Source organism: Candidatus Magnetobacterium casense, from assembly GCF_019173545.1.
Lineage (GTDB): Bacteria > Nitrospirota > Thermodesulfovibrionia > Thermodesulfovibrionales > Magnetobacteriaceae > Magnetobacterium > Magnetobacterium cryptolimnobacter.
This window is the reverse complement of the sequence record NZ_JABXWD010000476.1, coordinates 1-2,354: the sequence shown is the minus strand read 5'-3', so window position 1 is coordinate 2,354 and position 2,354 is coordinate 1. Positions and strand designations below refer to the sequence as shown.

General features: G+C 51.6%; 1 protein-coding gene. It reads right to left on the bottom strand.

Going from position 1 to position 2,354, the window contains the following annotated elements; all coding sequences use genetic code 11:
* Positions 1-378 precede the first annotated feature (378 nt).
* Positions 379-2,354: TIM-barrel domain-containing protein (locus HWQ67_RS16525; RefSeq protein ID WP_218253787.1), on the bottom strand; the 1,976-nt coding region annotated here is incomplete at its 5' end.

Sequence of the window (2,354 nt, the reverse complement as noted above, 5' to 3'; positions counted from 1 at the left end):
AGGAATGACACACTTGGAAAACGCCTGTAACTGTCATTCCTGCGAAAGCAGGAATCCATGCCCTTTAACCGTGAAAAAAATTTTTACCCTGCTTTTTAAAGAGGATACCGAATTGATGGCATTGAAAAGGCATTAAATGCCCGGATAGATAACAGTGAAAAAGCGTTAAACGCTAAAATAGACAGCACTGAAAAAAATCTTGGGCAACGAATGGATTTTTTCGAAAAATCCGTTGATGAAAAGATATCGAACAAGTTTAATGAAGCCAAGCTCCAACTGATCATGTGGATTGTAGGAGTCGGTATAACGACTGCTTCGCTGGCTGTAACAGTTCTGAAATTATGGAAGTAGCCACCGGAGGTTCCGCATATTTGCCATTTATGCCACGACCCTTCTGCAGACCTTCTCTGCCGAGGCATCGTATATCTCAAACAGGAATTCGGTTATTGTAATGGGGACGTCCTCGTGTTCGTTGCTGCCGAGCATGATACCATAGTCGTCGCCGGCTCTTTCGACGGTGATATCCAGGGTTGAGAAGCAGCCTTCTTTGTACTTAAGCGTCCTGCCGTCATCGTCGTAGAGGGTGAAGGTTGCCTTGTCGGTGACAAACCCTATGACCGTCAGGGAGTGGCAGTCTGTCTGACCGATGTAGTCAACGGGATGAGTGAGGGTAACAAGGGTGTTTTCCCTGATAAAGATGAGCATCTCACCGAGTTCAGCGCCTATGTAGTAGACCCCCGGAGCATAGACCTCGACATCTCTTGCATCATAACGTGAGCATCTCCACAGTAGCCACCGGGTTCTTTCCCGCTCCAGGACGCTCCTGGTTCCTTCTCGCTCCAGGTCGCACCTGGTTTCCCGCTCCAGGACGCTCCTGGCCGATGGCAGGGTGACGTACCTGCCCCTTGCATTTGGCTGATGTATGGGCGCTACCATGATGGAGTTGCCATACATGAACTGGTCTTCGACATCCGTAGTGTCAAAGAGCGGCGAAATAAAGGGTACCAACTCCCTCACACAACGCATGTACTCCGAGTACGTGTAGGGCAACAGCGCATAACGCAGACGTATTGCCTCCCTCATCATACCAAACGCCCGGTGTCCAAACGCCCAGGGTTCCTGATACCTGGTGCCCATGGCGGAGTGATTCCTGCACAGAGGCGAAAACACCCCTAACTGCATCCACCTGATCATCAGTTCGGCGTACGTGTTGCATCCAAATCCGCCAATGTCTGCGCCACAGTAGAAGAACCCCGCCATGTTCAGAGACATGAGCATCCTGATGTGTGACAACAGGTGTTCCCACCAGCTCATGTTGTCGCCGGTCCAGATGCCAGCCAGCCTGTGAGCGCCCGTGCAACTGCTCCTGGACAGGAGAAAATATCGCTGTTGTGGCATGTACTCGTTAAAGCCCTCAACGGTTGCCTTTGCCATGTTAAACCCGTAGAGGTTGTGGATCGCATTATGGGGGACGGCTTTACCGGCATCATCGGTGTGGACGATTGTTTCGAAGTACTCCGGCCTGTTTGACATTGAAGTCAGCGCCTCCTTGTCAAAGCCGTTTTGTCTCATGTATTGTACGATGTCGTAGAGTTCGTTGACGGCCTGCGGGGTGTAAAATATGGATGGCTCGTTCATGTCGTTCCAGAAGCCCTCTATGCCGGCCTCGATAAAGCGTCTGTGGAGGCTTCCCCACCACTTTCTTGTGACTTGGTTATGGAAGTCCGGCAGGTATGCAAATCCCGGCCACACCGCGGCAACAAACAGACCACCATCGGCACTGCGACAGAAGTGTCCGTTATCCATTCCCTCCTGACAGACCCCATATCCCCGCTCGACCTTCACGGCAGGGTCTATGATCGGTACCAGCTTAAAGCCATCCTGCTTCATTGAGGCAACAAAGCGTTCAAAGTCACCGAAGCGTTCCTGATTGATTGTGAACACCTTATAGCCGTCCATGTAGTCTATGTCCATGTATATGGCGTCGCAGGGAAACCCCTTCTGCCTGAACATCTTTGCAAGTTCGGCAACAGACCTCTCATCGGGATAGCTCCACCGGGACTGGTGATAGCCAAATGCCCACTTTGGTGGCACGTAGGGGGTGCCGGTGAGTGTCAGAAATTCCCTGACAATATCGGTAGGCTCTAGGCCATGTCTATCAAAGACGTAGATGTCAATGTTGCGATTTGCCATTCGTATCTGCAGGAGGTCGTCCTGTGTAAAGCCGATGTCTATGGTGATTTCGGCGGGATAGTCCAGGAACACCCCAAACGTTTCGGCGCCCTCTACGATGACAAACGGGTGTGAGCCATAGAGGCACTCCTTGTCCGGCGTATGGACGGGGTCATCGGTTG